This is a genomic window from Brachybacterium sp. p3-SID957 (assembly GCF_025144775.1).
GTDB lineage: Bacteria > Actinomycetota > Actinomycetes > Actinomycetales > Dermabacteraceae > Brachybacterium > Brachybacterium epidermidis.
The window spans coordinates 13,011-27,262 of sequence record NZ_JALXKT010000043.1 but is presented as its reverse complement, the minus strand read 5'-3'; the positions used below and the strand labels follow the sequence as shown (position 1 = coordinate 27,262).

The window sequence follows — 14,252 nt, the reverse complement described above, 5'->3', positions numbered from 1 at the left end:
GTCAGGGCCGGCGAGGCCTGGTCCGAGTCGGGCCGGGGGCCCGCCCCCGCCCCGGGGGGGCCCACGGGGGAGGCCCGGCGGCTAGGCTGGCTGATGAGCAGAGCCCGAGCACCCAGGAGGACCCGTGCCCACGACCGTCAAGGGCGTCGTCGCCCGAGCAGAGAAGCAGCCCGCGGAGCTGGTGGACATCGTGATCCCCGATCCCGGCCCGAACGATGTGGTGGTCGACATCGAGGCCTGCGGGGTGTGCCACACCGACCTGGCCTACCGCGACGGCGGCATCAACGACGAGTTCCCCTTCCTGCTGGGGCACGAAGCGGCCGGCCGGGTCGCCCAGATCGGCGAGGCCGTCACCCATGTCGAGGTGGGTGACTACGTGGTTCTGAACTGGCGCGCGGTGTGCGGGCAGTGCCGTGCCTGCCGCAAGGGCGTCACCCAGTACTGCTTCGACACCCACAACGCCTCGACGCCCATGACCCTGGAGGACGGCACCGAGCTCACCGCTGCCCTGGGGATCGGGGCCTTCGCCGAGAAGACCCTCGTCCACGAGGGCCAGTGCACCAAGGTGAACGAGGACGCCCCCGCCGAGGTCGCAGGGCTCCTGGGCTGCGGAGTGATGGCCGGCATCGGCGCCGCGGTCAACACCGGCGCCGTCCAGCGCGGCGAGTCCGTGGCCGTGATCGGCCTGGGCGGCGTGGGCTGCGCGGCGATCGCCGGTGCGAAGCTCGCCGGGGCCACCACCATCATCGGGCTCGACGTGGACGGCAAGAAGTTCGCCGCGGCCGAGGAGCTGGGAGCCACCCACACCATCGACACCAAGGGCCTGGAGCCCCAGGAGATCGCCGAGAAGGTCCAGGAGCTCACCGGCGGCGTCGGAGCCGACGTGGTGATCGACGCCGTGGGCATCCCCGCCACCTACGAGACCGCGTTCTACGCGCGGGACCTGGCCGGCCGCGTGGTGCTGGTGGGCGTCCCTCGTCCCGGTGTCGAACTCACCCTCCCGCTGCTGGACGTGTTCGGTCGCGGCGGCGCCCTGAAGTCCTCCTGGTACGGCGACTGCCTGCCCGAACGGGACTTCCCCTATCTGACCGACCTGTACCTGCAGGGTCGGCTCCCCCTGGACCGGTTCGTCACCGGCAGGACGACTCTCGAAGGAGTGGATGCGGCGATGGATTCCCTGCACGACGGCGAGACCCTGCGCACCGTGGCGGTGATCGAGCGATGAGCATCCGGCTCGATCACGCCGTCACCTCCGGCACCTTCACTCTGGACGGGGAGACCCACGAGGTGGACAACAACGTCTGGGTGCTGGGCGATGACCAGCAGTGCGTGGTGTTCGACGCCCCGCACGACGTCCAGGCCGTGAAGGACCTGGTGGGCGAGCGGGAATGCGTGGGCATCCTCCTCACCCACGCCCACGACGACCACGTGCGGTTCGCCCCGGAGCTGGCCGCTGAGCTGGAGGCCCCGCTGCTGATGAACCCCGAGGACCGTGAGGTGTGGCAGCTGACCCACGGGGACCTGCCGTGGGACGACGACGTGGCCGACGGGGACGTGTTCAGCGTGGGTGGGGCCGACATCGAGGCCCTGCACACCCCCGGCCACTCCCCCGGCTCCACCTGCTACTACGTGGAGATGCTGGGTGCGCTGTTCAGCGGCGACACCCTGTTCCAGGGCGGCCCCGGTGCGACCGGGCGCTCCTTCTCCAATCGCGAGACGATCGAGGAGTCGATCCGCGAGCGCCTGTTCGTGCTGCCGGCGGAGACCGTGGTGCACACGGGCCACGGCGACGACACCACCATCGGGGCGGAGAAGGAGAGCGCCACCGGCGACTGGCTCTGAGCAGTCCGCGCTGCCTCAGGGGGCGCGGCGCTCTCCAGCGTCCGGGGTTTCGGGCTCCGCGCCGGAGGGCGTCGCACCGGACGGCTCCTCGCCGGAGGGCCCCTCGCCGGAGGGCGCCTGGCCCCGTATCGATGCCAGGTAGGCGTTGTACGCGGCGAGCTCGGCCTCCCCGTCTCGATCGGCCTTGCGATCCCACTGGGTGGCGCGCCGGTCTTCCGAGCGCATCCACTGCACGGCGACCACCAGGGCGTACAGCACGGTGGGGATCTCGGAGACGGCCCACATGATCGAGCCTCCACGAGTCTGGATCAGTGCCAGCTGCTCGCCGGTGTACATCCCCAGGTCCGTGTACCAGTTCTCGGCGATCAGCCAGGTGGCCGAGACCACCGCCACCCCGAAGAACGCATGGAAGGCCAGCGTCACCAGCAGTGTCACCAGCTTCATCACCGGGTTGATGGGCCGGGTGGAGGGGTCCACGCCGATCAGCACCCACGCGAACAGGTATCCCGACAGCAGGAAGTGCACGGTCATCAGCACGTGCCCGAGGTGGTGGTACATCGCCAGCTCGAACAGCGGCGTGAAGTAGAAGACCACCAGCGAACCGGCGAAGAACATCCCGGCCAGCGGCGGTGACGAGACGGTCCGGGCATAGCCGGAGTGCAGTGCCGCCAACACCCATTCGCGGATCCCGCGGGAGCCGTCGGTGCGCGGACTCTGCGCGCGAGAGAGCAGGGTGACGACACCGCCCATGACCCACAGGGGAGGCACGATCATCATCATGGCCATGTGCTGGACCATGTGGGCGTCGAACCGGAACCGGCCGTACGCGGCAGCGCCACCGCTCATCACCCAGGCGAACGCCACGCAGCCCAGCACGAACAGGACCGTGCGCAGCATCGGCCACTGGTCGCCGCGGCGGCGCAGACGCACCACCCCTGCGATGTAGAAGCCGGCCATCACCACCGCCAGCAGCAGGGCCACCCAGTCCGGCTGCACCTCGGTGAACATGGTGGTCGGGTTGAACGGCTCCTCGGGAGGCAAGAACCCCGCCAGGGACAGCACCCGCAGGTCGCCCACGGCGGGGATCTCCTGCGGCACCGGGGGTGCGCTGCGACCCAGAGCGATCGAGGCGCCGATCACCAGGGCCATCACCGCGCCCTCCGTCACTGCCAGGTGGCGGAACCGCACCCGGTCCCCCAGACGCCGTCGCTGCAGCGCACCCAGCACAGCCAGACCCGCCAGGGCCAGTGCCTTCAGGGCGACGATGCGCCCGTAGCCGGTGGTGGCCAGCTCGGCGAGGGAGGACATGCGGATCGCGGCGCTGAGCACCCCGCTGAACGCGAGCCCCACCACCGCTGCCAGCGCCCAGGGCGAGAACCGGCCGATGGTCACGGCCAGCTGTCTCTGATCGAGCAGGGGGCTGATCAGCCCGATCACCAGCAGCCCGCCGGCCCACACGGTCACCGCGACCAGGTGCACGGCCATGCCGTTGACAGCGTTCAGATGGTCGAGGCTGGCGCCCGCATGGCCGGCCAGCCCCAGGAATCCGGTGCCGATGCCCGCGAAGGCCAGCCCCCACGCCGCCATCACCGTGGAACGGGCCGCGGCGGAGAAGGCTGCGCTGATCGCGGCGATGACGGCGATGGTCAGCTGGAGGCGCCCCAGCTCGGTCGACAGCGCGATGTCCCACACGGCGAGGCCGGACCCGGCTCCCGCGGCCTCCAGACCGCCCAGCGGCACCAGGGCGAGGGATGCCGCCGCCCACAGTGCGGCACCGGCGGCGGCGATCCGCACCGTGTGCCCCCGGGCACCGGCGAGGCTGGTCACCTCCCGGCGCGAGGGGCCCGGCAGGAGGAGGACCGCCGTGCCTCCTGCTCCGACGGCGAGCAGCAGGCCCAGGTGGTGCAAGGCGCGGACGACGGGAACGCCCCAGGTGACCAGCGGGGAGGCTGGTACGAGGGTCTGCGGTGCGGCGGCACCGGTGGCGACCAGCCCGAGCAGTGCGGCGCCGATCGTCAGCGCCAGCAGGGCGGGAAGGGTGAGCAGGGCGAGACGGCGGGCTGTCATCCGCGTCCCCGCCGGCGAAGTGTCTCGAACAGGCACACGGTGGCCGCGGTGTGCACGTTGAGCGATTCGGCGCGGCCGGCCAGCGGGATCCGCACCGCCAGCGGTGCCGCCTCGAGGGTGGCGGCGTCGAGTCCATGGGCCTCGTTGCCCAGCAGCCATGCGATGCGTGCCGGCAGCTCCGCCTCGAACAGGTCCAGTGATGCGTGGCCGCTGGTCGCCGCGGCCACCACGTGGCTGTGGGCCAATGCAGCGAGCACCTGGTCGATATCGCCCCCGGTGACCACGGGCAGGTGGAACAGGCTACCCGCACAGGCCCGGACGGCCTTCGGCGAGTACGGGTCCGCACTGGTGCGGGTGAGGACCACGAGATCGGCACCGGCGGCATCGGCGGTGCGGATCAGGGTGCCCACGTTGCCGGGGTCGCGCACCTCGTGCAGCACGACCACGGTGAGCGGCCCCTCGGCGGGCTGGGCTCCGATCGCCTCGACCGCGCTGCGGGCGTCCTCCTGAGGGAGGCGACCCACAGCCACTGCGCCCTGAGGTGTGACCAGCGCGCCCTCCCCTTCGCGCACCATTGCCCGCAGCGCCGGGTCCTCCACCCGGTGCATTGGGATCCGGGCTGCTGCGGCCAGCGCTGCCAGCTCGGGGTGATCGGACTCGCAGCGCTCGGTGAGGTATAGCTCGAGGGTCAGATCGGGGCGCTCGGCGAGAAGGGAGCGCACGGCCTGTGGGCCCTCCACCCGGAAGCGCCCCTGCTTGCGACGTGCCGAGCGCCCGGCCAGTGCCGCGATCCTGCGCACCCGCTCTGAGCGGGGCGAAGTGATCGGGGACTGGTCCGGGCGCTCGTCGGTCACGAAAGGCGCCGGTCAGGCAGCAGGAGCGTTGACGTCCTTGGGCAGGGCGCCCTTGGCGACCTCGACCAGGGCCGCGAAGGCCGGGGCGTCGTTGACGGCCAGCTCGGCCAGCATGCGACGGTCGACCTCGACACCCGCCAGGCCCAGGCCCTGGATGAAGCGGTTGTAGGTCATGCCGTTGGCGCGGGCCGCGGCGTTGATGCGCTGGATCCACAGGCGGCGGAAGTCGCTCTTGCGGACCTTGCGGTCGCGGTAGTTGTAGGTGGCCGAGTGGAGCACCTGCTCCTTGGCCTTGCGGTACAGACGAGAGCGCTGACCGCGGTAGCCGCTGGCCTGCTCGAGGATCTCCCGACGCTTCTTCTGGGCGTTGACCGCCCGCTTCACGCGTGCCACGTGTACTCCTTGCTTCGTTCTACGGATGTGGGGCGGGGCGCTGCGGCCCCGCAGGGCGTCAGCGGCCCAGCAGCTTGTTGATGCGCTTGGTATCGGCCTTGGACACCTGGGTGTCGCTGCCGAGGCGGCGCTTGCGGTTGGAGGACTTGTGCTCCAGGAGGTGGCGAGCGTTCGCCTTCTCCCGCATCAGCTTGCCCGAGCCGGTCACGCGGACGCGCTTCTTGGTGCCCGAGTGGGTCTTGTTCTTCGGCATCTGCCTGTTCTCCTTCGTGCGGTGTCAGGACTGGGAATCGGCGCCGGACTCGGCGGCGTCCTCGGTCCCGTCGGGCGTGGTGGACGCGGTGTCATCGCCGCGCTTGGCGGCCTTCTCGGCGTCGGACCGGCGCTTGCGCGCCTCCGCCATCGCCTGGGCCTTCTTCTTGTGCGGTCCGAAGACCATCACCATGTTGCGGCCGTCCTGTCGCGGGTGCGACTCGACGAAGCCGTACTCGGAGACGTCCTCGGCCATGCGGCCCAGCAGCTTGACGCCCATCTCGGGGCGGGACTGCTCGCGGCCGCGGAACCGGATGATCACCTTGACCTTGTCACCACCGGCGAGGAACTTCTCGACGTTGCGGCGCTTGGTCTCGTAATCGTGCTTGTCGATCTTCAGGCCCATCCGGATTTCCTTCTGGACGGTGTTGGCCTGGTTCTTGCGCGCCTCACGGGCCTTCAGATTGGCTTCGTACTTGTACTTGCCGTAATCCATGAGGCGTGCGACCGGCGGGTTGGCCCCGGGCGCCACCTCGACCAGGTCGAGATTCGCCTCGTTGGCCAGGCGGAGGGCGTCCTCCACCCGGACGATGCCGACCTGCTCGCCGGCGGGACCGACCAGAAGGACCTTGGGCACCCTGATCTGACCGTTGATGCGCTGTTCGCTGATGTTGGCTCCTCACCTCGGTTCGTGTCGGACATGACGAAGGCCCCCGCAGATGCGGAGGCCCCGTGATGCACGACGCCGGGAGGCGCCGACCGAGCGCTGCGCCCGGCTGCGATACTGACCTGGTGACCGTGAGCCACGAGGTGGGAGGGGACTCCACTTCCGAGAACTGATCCGCTGCGCCAGGCCCGGTGACGGGCTGCGCCTTCCGGGGAGCCGGTCCTCTGGAGACCGGCATTCAGGAGGCCTGGACAAGGATCTGAACGATAGGGAAACGCCATGTTCCGGTCCACTATCCTACCAGCAGCACGCTCGCCGTCCAGGTGATGTGCGTCGCGCAGTGAACAGCGAGAACCGAGGGGGACCTGGTGGCCACCGATCGCGACGGCTCCGAGATCCCGGCCGACGGGGCGACGGATGGCTCTCCGTCCGGTGCCACGGAGCATGCGGGCCCGGGCTCGCCGACCGAGCCGGACTCCCCGGGATCCGCGGGCTCCACGTCAGAAGTGGCTCCCGAACAGGCGGACGGCCCCGGCAGCGAGACCGCCTCCCGCTCCCACCCCTCCACCGGTGTTCCCACAGGCACCGCGCCCAGGGCGGTGCTGCGTCCCGTTCCCGAGGGTTTCCCGACCCCGCCTCCCAGGCCGGCGCGCCCCAACCGTGCGCCCGCCCTGCCCGCGCCGGAGCCTGAGCCCCGGCAACGGCCGCGCCACCTGGCGCTGGCGGCCATCTCGGCGGTCGTCCTGGTCCTCGTCCTGGGCATCGGCGGCGGAGTGATCGCCATCCGGGCTCTGAGCGGCGACGGCCCCGCGGCGGAGGACCCCGGCGCTCCGGCCCCCTCCTCCGAGCCCGATCCCGCCCGGTCCGACGACACGGACCAGCCGGCGGCCGGCGGCGGCCCCGGGCTCACCATCGGCGAGGTCACGGTCACCGAGGTCTCCACCCGGGCGGGACTCACCGAGCTGCGGGGACAGGACGGGCGGTCGCAGCCCGAGGGTGAGTACGTGGTGGTGACCATCGACGTGGACAATGCCTCGGAACGCACCGTCCTCGTCACCAACGCGTCCATGCAGCTCGAGACCGCCGATGGCGACACCATCACCCCGGACACGGACGCCTCGGAGATCCTCGATGCCCCCACCCAGCCGCGCGGCACCGCGGATGCCGGTGAGAGCACCGCCGTCCACGCGGTGTTCGATGTGCCGGTGGGTACCGAGCCCGCTTCGGTGCACATCGAACTGTTCTGGGCAGAAGGCGGCGGCACCGGTGAGCTCACGGGAGAGCTCACGCTCGGGGGCTGAGCACTCCCGCGCCGATTTCGCTCTACTGTGGGTTCCGATGCGCGGGCCCGGCCCGCCGGCACCTCCCGGGGCCCGATGATGGTCCCGGCCGACACCTCAGCAGGAGAACCGTGGACCAGTCGCCCCGCCCCGAACCCGCACCCGACGCCGCCGGCGTCACTGAACCCGTCCCGGGCGGCGCGGGGCAGGAGCTGCGGGACATCGCCGATGTCAATGCAGCGGAGATCATCACCAGTTCGTGCGTGCACCTGATGAGCGCCGCGGCGGTCAAGGTGGGACTGGCCGAGGATGAGGAGACCGGTCAGTACCAGGACCTCGACGAGGCCCGGAAGCTGATCACGGCCCTGGCCGGCCTGGTCACCGCCGCCGCGCCTGAGATCGGCAGCGTGCACGCGCGTTCGCTGCGCGATGGTCTGCGCTCCCTGCAGCTGGCCTTCGCCGAGGCGCTGCCCTTCCCGGATCCGCCCGGGCAGGCGCCCGGCGAGAAGTGGACCGGCCGGGTCTCCTGATACCAGGGCTTCCCGCTCACCGCGCCCTGCACCAGATCGCTCGACAGTCCTCGCACGGCCACTGTCCGCTCAGGCGACCTCTCCGAAGCGTCCCTGGAGCACCCGGCGCCGGTGCGCCCGTCGGATCCCGGTCGCGATCAGTCCGGCTGCCGCGACGCCGGTGGCCAGCAGGGCGGCGGTCCCCACGCCCCAGGCCGGTCCGAGGCCGTCGATGACCGCCCCGAACAGTGGGGACCCGACGGCGGCGCCGATGGTCATCGCACTGCCGTGCCATCCCATCGCCTCGCCGCGCACCTCCTCGGAGACCCGTCGGGAGATGGACTCACTGGTCGCGGTGATGATCGGCGCCAGGGCCAGCCCGGCGCCGAACACGGCGACTCCCAGCAGCCAGGGGTTGTGGACGAACCCCACCGGTATCGACAGCAGGCCCAGGGCCAGCAGCACCCACAGCGGGCCGATGGTGCGTCGAGCCGCCCCGTAGGCGAAGCCGCCCACAAGGGAGCCCGCGCACCACACCGTCATGATCGGGGCGATCAGTCCCGTGGAGCCTGCGCGCTCGAGGATCGCGACCAGGGAAAGGTCGGTGGCGGTGATGGTGGTGGAGCCGACGGCGGTGGCGATCAGCGCGGCCATCCCGCCCAGGCTCAGCAGCGCGGCACGGGCACTCGCACTGGCCTGCGGGTCGACCACCGGGATCTGCCCGGTGGTGAGGTCCTCGGCCACGCGCTGCTCGGCGTAGCCCTCCTTCTGCGCGGCAGCTGCTCCCTCGCTGGCGGCGAGCGCCGGCGGCAGCTTGGTGGGGAGCATCACCTGGTCGCTGCGGGTGGGCGGATCGGCGATCAGCAGTCCGATGCCGGCCAGTGCGATCAGGGCCGCCACGATCACCAGGCAGACCTGGGTGGTGATGGCGAGGGCCGCGATGGTGATCGCTGCCGGCCCCGCCATGAACACCAGTTCCGTGGTCATGGAGTCGAGGGCGAAGGCCGATCGGCGCAGTGAGGCGGGCACCAGCACCGACAGCGAGGTGCGCACGATCGCCCAGACGGGCAGGCTGAACATGCCTCCCACGAAGGCGATCAGCACGAGCGCCTCGTACGTCGCGAGGGAGGCGGCGATCAGGGCCAGCGGCTGGATCACGATCGAGGGGATCACTGCGCGGCGCAGCCCGTACCTGTCCAGCAGCCTGCCCCGCCATGGAGAGGAGACGGTCGTGCCGATGGTCGAGGCGGCCACGATGAGACCGGCCTCGAAGTAGCTGCGCTCCAGCGTAAGCACGGTGTGCAGGGTCAGCAGCAGGCCGAGGGTCGAGAAGGGGATGCGGGCCAGCAGGCCCAGCAGCAGCACGGCGGCGGTGCCGGGAATGCTCAGCACCCGACGGTAGGCGTCCATCCTCAGGACTCCAGCGCCAGGCGAAGCGAGCTGACCCTCTCGGCGACCAGGGGCTCGGCACCCAGACGGGAGGAGATCTCCTGCACCACTGCACGCACCTGCTCGGCGTCGAGGCCCGGGACCAGGCGCAGATGCAGGTCCACCTCGCTGCGCGAACCGGGGCGTGCCACCAGGCCCGTCACGGGCCCGATGGTGGCGGCCACGCGGTCCAGCACGGCGATCAGCTCCGGGTCCTCGTGGGGCGGGGTCCAGGGGCGTCCCTGGGCAAGGGCCCACAGCACAGAGCGCGGCAGCAGGATCGGCCCGCCGTGCTCTGCGGGGGTGGCGGCGTCCAGCAGCAGGGCGGTGCACTGCTCCTGCACGGCGGCCTGGGCGGCCTGTGGGGCCACCACGGGAACGGGCCGGGCATCGCGGCGCCAGGCGCTGAGCTGCGCGACCGAGGTGAACAGGGGCAGCACGCGCGTGCCGTCGGGCGCGGTGATGGACACCATCGCCATGTCGGCCCCGTTGTCCCCGGTCAGACCGTGCGCCGTGGTTCCCAGGTCGGTTGCCACCGCCATGATCGGCACCAGCACGCGGGAAGCGGCCAGTGCCGCGACCAGGTCGCGGCGGTGCGGGTCCTCCCCCCGTCGGTGGGCGTCCAGCGCCGCCGCGAGGGCGGGGGGCGTGGAGCCGTCGTCCTCGGGGAACGGACTGGGCGCGTAGTCGCGGCCCGCCCACGGAACCCCGGCGGTGTCGGTGAGCGGGGACTTCTCCCGGAAGTGGGCCGGCAGTGCGCGGCCCTGTCCCGATCTGTCGGTGCCGGGCTCAGTCATCCACCCGCCCTGCGACGTCGAGCGCTTCGGGAAGGGTGAAGGCGCCGGCGTACAGGGCCTTGCCCACGATCGCGCCCTCCACCCCGTCGGCCACCAGCCCGCGCAGGGCCACGAGATCCTCGAGGGAGGAGACGCCTCCGGAGGCGACCACGGCTGCGTCGGTGCGGGAGCAGACCTCCCGCAGCAGCTCCAGGTTGGGGCCGCGCAGGGTGCCGTCCTTGGTGACGTCGGTGACCACGTAGCGAACACAGCCGGCCTCGTCGAGCCTCTCGAGGGTCTCCCACGGGTCTCCGCCCTCACGGGTCCAGCCCCGGGCGGCCAGGGTGGTGCCGCGCACGTCCAGGCCCACCGCGATGCGGTCGCCATGCTCGGCGATCACCTCCGCGGTCCATTCGGGGTGCTCGAGGGCGGCGGTGCCCAGGTTCACTCGGCGGCAGCCGGTGGCGAGCGCTGCTGCCAGGGACTCGTCATCGCGGATCCCCCCGGACAGCTCCACGTTCATGTCGACCGCGGCGACGACCTCGGCCAGCATGGAGGCGTTGGACCCGCGACCGAAGGCGGCGTCGAGGTCCACCAGGTGCAACCAGCGGGCGCCACCCTGCTGGAAGGAGAGCGCTGCGTCCAGGGGTGCGCCGTAGGCGGTCTCGGTTCCAGCCTCGCCCTGCACCAGGCGCACGGCCTTGCCGTCCTGGACATCGACGGCGGGCAGCAGCTCGAGCACGGGAGCGGTCATGGGGTGCCTCCTGAGGCTGGGTGGGGGGAACCGGGGTGTGGGGGGGTTCGGGGGCGTGGGGGGATTCGGGGGCGTGGGCGGGAGGCTCAGCCGCTCTGCAGGCGCCAGATCGACACGGCGATGCAGAGCAGGCCCAGAGCGGCCAAGGCCGCGGTCGTCCACCACGGCTTGTGGGAACGGTGGAAGGACCAGGCGCCGCCCACCAGCATCCCACCGGCGAACAGCATGACGAAGGCGAGGATCACGACGTGGTCCTCCTGAGCGTGCCGAGCCAGTTGCGCAGCAGGCGCGCTCCGGCATCCCCGGACTTCTCGGGGTGGAACTGGGTGGCGCTGAGCGCTCCGTTCTCGACGGCAGCGATGAACCTGTCCCCGCCGTGCGTGGCCCAGGTGACCGCGGGCGCTGCCAGCGGCCCGATCTTCTCCATCTCCCAGCTGCGGGCGGCGTAGGAGTGGACGAAGTAGAAGCGCTCCTGCTCCACGCCGTCGAACAGGCGCGTGCCCTCACCGGGCTCGATGCTGTTCCAGCCCATGTGGGGGACGATCTCCGCCTCCAGCCGAGTGACCTCGCCGGGCCACTGGCCCAGCCCGGCGGCGCGCTCGCCGTGCTCGGTGCCGGCCTCGAACATGATCTGCAGGCCCACGCAGATGCCCAGCACGGGGCGCCCGCCTGCGAGGCGCTGCTCGATGATGCGATCGCCCCCGACGGCGCGCACCTGCGCGATGGTGGCGGCGAAGGCGCCGACGCCCGGCACGACCAGGCCGTCGGCCGCGAGCGCCCGGGTGCGGTCAGCCGTCAGCTCCACCTGGGCGCCAGCGGCTTCGAGGGCGCGCACCACGGAGCGGACGTTGCCCGATCCGTGGTCCAGGACGACGACGGACGGTGCGGTGCCCTGACTCACCGGCGCTTCCTCCCCGACGCGATCCACTGCAGGGCCTGGGTGCGGCTGATGGCGGCGGGGTCGATCCCCTCCCCCAGCTCCGCCAGCGTCACAGCGCCCAGCAGGAGCTGCTCGACGACGTCGGAGACCGCCCCGAGCACGAGCGCCGGGGAGACGTCGTCGCCCCGCTCGCCGTTGCGGTAGCGGGTGGCGGTCATGCGATCGCCACGACGCCAGAACAGCACCAGGCCGTTGCGCTGCAGCGCGGTGGAGGTGATCGCGGCGAGGGCGTGGGCGTCCGCCTCCTGAAGCTCGCCCGCGGCGATCGCCCCGGTGTCGGTGTCCAGCACACGGCTGTCGGCCGGGATGTCGGTGCCGTCGGTGCGGGCCTCCCGGCCCAGGCGGATCGCTCCGGCCAGGGCGGTGGCGGCGGCAACGGAGGTGGCGACCACGGCGATGGCCGGTTCGGTGTCCTCGCCCTGGGCGGCGGGCTCGGCGAGCACGTCGTCCACCGTCAGCGGGGCGTCGTCGAGGCCGAGTCCCTGCGTGAGGCGGGCGAACTCGGCGTCGATGTCGGAGCCGGGGCGATCGGCACCGTCGGGGCCGGGGCCGTCCGGGCTCGGCTGGTCGGGATCGCGGGGCAGATCAGGGTCGGGGCGGTCGGCGGTGGTCACAGTGCTCCCTTCGTGGAGGGGACGTCCAGCACGCGGTCGTCGAGGGCGCAGGCGGCGCGCAGGGCGCGGGCGAGGGCCTTGAACTGGGCCTCCACCACGTGGTGGGGGTCGCGGCCGGCCAGCAGTCGGATGTGCAGGCAGATCGCGGCGTGGTGGGCGATGGACTCGAAGACGTGGCGGGTCAGGGACCCGGTGAAGTGGCCGCCGATCAGGTGCAGGGCCTGCGCCTCGCTCTCCCCCGTGTGCACGCAGTAGGGCCGACCGGAGAGGTCCACCACGGCCTGGGCGAGGGCCTCGTCCAGCGGCACCATCGCATCGCCGAAGCGTGCGATGCCGCGCTTGTCCCCGAGCGCCTCGCGCAGCGCCTGGCCCAGCACGATCGCGGTGTCCTCCACGGTGTGGTGGGCATCGATGTGGGTGTCGCCCGTGGCCCGCACCGTCAGGTCGAAGCGGGCATGGGTGCCCAGGGCGGTCAGCATGTGGTCGAAGAACGGCACGGAGGTGGACACGTCCACCTGGCCGGTGCCGTCGATGTCCAGGGTCAGCTCGACGCTGGACTCACGGGTGGTGCGGGAGACGGTCGCGGTGCGGCGCGGCCGGTCCAGGTCGGTGCCCGCCCCGCTGCCGGGACTGCTCTCGCCGGCACGCTCGGTGTTCTCGGTCATCGGGGGTCTGCCTCCTCAAGGGCGGTGCGGAACGCGGCGTTGTCCTCGGGAGTGCCGATGGACACGCGCAGCCAGCCTTCCGGGCCGACGGCGCGCACCAGCACGTCCCGGGCCAGCAGGGCCTCGAACACGGCGGAGCGGTCCGCGAAGGTGCGGAACAGGATGAAGTTGGCGTCGGATGCGGCCACCTCGTGGCCGCGCTCGCCCAGGTGGGTGGCCAGTGCGTCCCGCTCGGAGCGCAGCAGGGCCACCTGCCCGAGTAGCTCCTCACGGTGAGCCAGGGCAGCCCGCGCGACGGCCTGGGTGACGGCCGAGAGGTGGTATGGAAGGCGCACCACGCGCACCGCGTCCACGATCGCGGGATGGGCCACCAGGTAGCCCAGGCGTGCTCCGGCCAGCGCGAAGGCCTTGGACATGGTGCGGGTCACCACCAGCCCGGGATGGTCCCTCTGAACGGTCAGCGCGCTGGCCACGCCGTCGCGGCGGAACTCGCAGTAGGCCTCGTCCACCACCAGCAGGCCGCGTGTGGGCGCCAGGGCGCGGGCGGCGGCCTCGACCACCTCGAGCTCCAGGGCCGTGCCGGTGGGGTTGTTGGGGCTGGTCAGCACCACCACGTCCGGGCGGTGCTGCTCGATCGCGGCGAGCACGTCCTGCGCGGTGAGGGCGAAGTCCGGGGCGGGGCCGCGGGAGGCGGTGACCCAGTCGGTGTAGGTGTCGCGCGCGTACTCGGGGTACATCGAGTAGTGCGGCGTGAAGCCGAGGGCCGTGCGGCCGGGGCCGCCGTAGGCCAGCAGCAGCTGGTGCATGATCTCGTTCGAGCCATTGGCCGCCCACACCGATTCCATCGGCGGCCTGTCGATCCCCGCCTCGTGGGCGAGGTAGGAGGCCAGGTCCTCCCGCAGGGCGATCGCCTCGCGGTCCGGGTACCGGTTCAACCCCAGCGCGGCCTCGCGCACGGCGGCGGCGATGTCATCGGCCAGCGCGGCCGACGGACCGAACGGGTTCTCGTTGACGTTGAGAGCATGCGTGACCGGCAGTTGGGGAGCGCCGTAGGGCTCGGCTCCGACGAGATCGGCGCGGGGCGCCGGCAGCGAGGTGGCCGCGGTCGTGGCTGCGGGGTTCACGGACATGTCCTCCATCGTAGGGCTCCGCGGTGAGGGCGCCTCGGGCTGGTCCGACCGGGGAGACCGAAGGTGGCAGGAGGCACAGGC

The 14,252-nt window shown here is 72.0% G+C and carries 17 protein-coding genes; 4 read left to right on the top strand and 13 right to left on the bottom strand.

What is annotated here, in order from left to right; all coding sequences use genetic code 11:
- Positions 1 to 124 precede the first annotated feature (124 nt).
- Both M3B01_RS10160 and M3B01_RS10155 read left to right on the top strand, forming a co-directional pair.
- The gene (locus tag M3B01_RS10160; RefSeq protein ID WP_259791812.1) at positions 125 to 1,225 is read left to right on the top strand and encodes an S-(hydroxymethyl)mycothiol dehydrogenase; all 1,101 of its coding nucleotides are present in this window, start codon (positions 125 to 127) and stop codon (positions 1,223 to 1,225) included.
- A complete protein-coding gene (locus M3B01_RS10155) occupies positions 1,222 to 1,842 on the top strand; it encodes an MBL fold metallo-hydrolase (RefSeq protein WP_259791810.1) in 621 nt (206 codons plus the stop codon). The genes M3B01_RS10160 and M3B01_RS10155 overlap by 4 nt, the downstream gene beginning before the upstream one ends.
- Positions 1,843 to 1,857: 15 nt before the next feature.
- Here M3B01_RS10155 and M3B01_RS10150 read toward each other — a convergent pair whose 3' ends face one another.
- From M3B01_RS10150 to infC, 5 genes are read right to left on the bottom strand one after another with little or no spacing between them, the layout of a single operon-like run.
- The gene (locus tag M3B01_RS10150) at positions 1,858 to 3,909 is read right to left on the bottom strand and encodes a bifunctional copper resistance protein CopD/cytochrome c oxidase assembly protein (RefSeq protein WP_259791808.1); all 2,052 of its coding nucleotides are present in this window, start codon (positions 3,907 to 3,909) and stop codon (positions 1,858 to 1,860) included.
- Complete coding sequence (locus M3B01_RS10145; RefSeq protein ID WP_259791806.1) at positions 3,906 to 4,763, bottom strand: RNA methyltransferase; 858 nt, start codon at positions 4,761 to 4,763, stop codon at positions 3,906 to 3,908. The genes M3B01_RS10150 and M3B01_RS10145 overlap by 4 nt, the downstream gene beginning before the upstream one ends.
- Positions 4,764 to 4,775: 12 nt before the next feature.
- Positions 4,776 to 5,156, bottom strand: a complete 381-nt coding sequence (gene rplT, locus M3B01_RS10140; protein WP_017824692.1) for a 50S ribosomal protein L20 — start codon at positions 5,154 to 5,156, stop codon at positions 4,776 to 4,778.
- Positions 5,157 to 5,214: 58 nt separating this feature from the next.
- On the bottom strand, positions 5,215 to 5,409 hold the full coding sequence (gene rpmI, locus M3B01_RS10135; RefSeq protein ID WP_193864583.1) for a 50S ribosomal protein L35: 195 nt from the start codon (positions 5,407 to 5,409) through the stop codon (positions 5,215 to 5,217).
- 24 nt (positions 5,410 to 5,433) lie between these two features.
- Positions 5,434 to 6,078 (bottom strand): translation initiation factor IF-3, encoded by a 645-nt coding sequence (gene infC / locus M3B01_RS10130; RefSeq protein ID WP_193864885.1) that lies wholly within the window; start codon positions 6,076 to 6,078, stop codon positions 5,434 to 5,436.
- A gap of 365 nt (positions 6,079 to 6,443) precedes the next feature.
- On the opposite strand from infC, the gene M3B01_RS14650 reads away from it, so the two are divergent.
- Positions 6,444 to 7,376, top strand: a complete 933-nt coding sequence (locus M3B01_RS14650) for a DUF4352 domain-containing protein (RefSeq protein ID WP_311203220.1) — start codon at positions 6,444 to 6,446, stop codon at positions 7,374 to 7,376.
- A gap of 110 nt (positions 7,377 to 7,486) precedes the next feature.
- Positions 7,487 to 7,885 (top strand): DUF1844 domain-containing protein, encoded by a 399-nt coding sequence (locus M3B01_RS10115; RefSeq protein ID WP_396121490.1) that lies wholly within the window; start codon positions 7,487 to 7,489, stop codon positions 7,883 to 7,885.
- A 69-nt stretch (positions 7,886 to 7,954) separates the two neighbouring features.
- Here the strand turns inward: M3B01_RS10115 and M3B01_RS10110 are convergent, their stop codons facing one another.
- From M3B01_RS10110 to M3B01_RS10075, 8 genes are all read right to left on the bottom strand, one after another.
- A complete protein-coding gene (locus M3B01_RS10110) occupies positions 7,955 to 9,274 on the bottom strand; it encodes an MFS transporter (RefSeq protein WP_259791803.1) in 1,320 nt (439 codons plus the stop codon).
- Positions 9,275 to 9,276: 2 nt separating this feature from the next.
- Complete coding sequence (locus M3B01_RS10105) at positions 9,277 to 10,089, bottom strand: SseB family protein (protein ID WP_193864580.1); 813 nt, start codon at positions 10,087 to 10,089, stop codon at positions 9,277 to 9,279.
- Positions 10,082 to 10,822, bottom strand: a complete 741-nt coding sequence (priA, locus tag M3B01_RS10100) for a bifunctional 1-(5-phosphoribosyl)-5-((5-phosphoribosylamino)methylideneamino)imidazole-4-carboxamide isomerase/phosphoribosylanthranilate isomerase PriA (protein ID WP_259791801.1) — start codon at positions 10,820 to 10,822, stop codon at positions 10,082 to 10,084. The genes M3B01_RS10105 and priA overlap by 8 nt, the downstream gene beginning before the upstream one ends.
- Before the next feature lie 86 nt (positions 10,823 to 10,908).
- The gene (locus M3B01_RS10095; RefSeq protein ID WP_193864578.1) at positions 10,909 to 11,067 is read right to left on the bottom strand and encodes a hypothetical protein; all 159 of its coding nucleotides are present in this window, start codon (positions 11,065 to 11,067) and stop codon (positions 10,909 to 10,911) included.
- The gene (gene hisH, locus M3B01_RS10090) at positions 11,064 to 11,723 is read right to left on the bottom strand and encodes an imidazole glycerol phosphate synthase subunit HisH (RefSeq protein ID WP_259791798.1); all 660 of its coding nucleotides are present in this window, start codon (positions 11,721 to 11,723) and stop codon (positions 11,064 to 11,066) included. Before hisH ends, M3B01_RS10095 begins: the two co-directional genes overlap by 4 nt.
- The gene (locus M3B01_RS10085) at positions 11,720 to 12,376 is read right to left on the bottom strand and encodes a hypothetical protein (protein WP_259791796.1); all 657 of its coding nucleotides are present in this window, start codon (positions 12,374 to 12,376) and stop codon (positions 11,720 to 11,722) included. The genes hisH and M3B01_RS10085 overlap by 4 nt, the downstream gene beginning before the upstream one ends.
- Positions 12,373 to 13,041 (bottom strand): imidazoleglycerol-phosphate dehydratase HisB, encoded by a 669-nt coding sequence (gene hisB, locus M3B01_RS10080; RefSeq protein ID WP_259791795.1) that lies wholly within the window; start codon positions 13,039 to 13,041, stop codon positions 12,373 to 12,375. Before hisB ends, M3B01_RS10085 begins: the two co-directional genes overlap by 4 nt.
- Complete coding sequence (locus tag M3B01_RS10075; protein ID WP_396123356.1) at positions 13,038 to 14,171, bottom strand: histidinol-phosphate transaminase; 1,134 nt, start codon at positions 14,169 to 14,171, stop codon at positions 13,038 to 13,040. Before M3B01_RS10075 ends, hisB begins: the two co-directional genes overlap by 4 nt.
- Positions 14,172 to 14,252 lie beyond the last annotated feature (81 nt).

Excerpts from the sequence above, each read along its gene's own strand:
- M3B01_RS10155 (WP_259791810.1), top strand. The coding sequence starts at position 1,222 with ATGAGCATCCGGCTCGATCACGCCGTCACCTCCGGCACCTTCACTCTG.
- M3B01_RS10150 (WP_259791808.1), bottom strand. The coding sequence starts at position 3,909 with ATGACAGCCCGCCGTCTCGCCCTGCTCACCCTTCCCGCCCTGCTGGCG.
- rpmI (WP_193864583.1), bottom strand. The coding sequence starts at position 5,409 with ATGCCGAAGAACAAGACCCACTCGGGCACCAAGAAGCGCGTCCGCGTG.
- M3B01_RS10110 (WP_259791803.1), bottom strand. The coding sequence starts at position 9,274 with ATGGACGCCTACCGTCGGGTGCTGAGCATTCCCGGCACCGCCGCCGTG.
- M3B01_RS10105 (WP_193864580.1), bottom strand. The coding sequence starts at position 10,089 with ATGACTGAGCCCGGCACCGACAGATCGGGACAGGGCCGCGCACTGCCG.
- priA (WP_259791801.1), bottom strand. The coding sequence starts at position 10,822 with ATGACCGCTCCCGTGCTCGAGCTGCTGCCCGCCGTCGATGTCCAGGAC.
- hisB (WP_259791795.1), bottom strand. The coding sequence starts at position 13,041 with ATGACCGAGAACACCGAGCGTGCCGGCGAGAGCAGTCCCGGCAGCGGG.
- M3B01_RS10075 (WP_396123356.1), bottom strand. The coding sequence starts at position 14,171 with ATGTCCGTGAACCCCGCAGCCACGACCGCGGCCACCTCGCTGCCGGCG.